Genomic DNA, 255 nt, shown 5'->3' with positions numbered 1-255 from the left:
AAAGTACGAAAAGTTTTATTTGGCGAGCCTATTTAGGATAAAATCAACTCGATTTTCTACTGTGTCTTTTGGTACTTCAACTATCGAATACCCATATTTTTCATAGGTTTCCATCAAATGTTCATGTATTAATACAGCCTGATCATAATTTTCATAGCGTTCGGCATCGCTGATATAGATTTCTTTCCATGGCGGAAGCACAAATATAGTAGTGTATAGGTAGTCTTTACAGGCTTGATCAAAAAAAGATGGATA

Annotated in this window: 1 protein-coding gene; it reads right to left on the bottom strand. The window is 34.1% G+C overall.

All coding sequences use genetic code 11. The features are described from left to right. Positions 1-15 precede the first annotated feature (15 nt). The coding region (locus tag AC1RQI_RS17345; RefSeq protein WP_481905852.1) for an AAA family ATPase at positions 16-255 on the bottom strand (240 nt) is incomplete at its 5' end.

The sequence above is a fragment of the Salicola sp. AFF1 genome, assembly GCF_056783195.1.
Note: the sequence above shows the minus strand (reverse complement) of the source record. Positions and strands in the feature narration are given on the sequence as shown.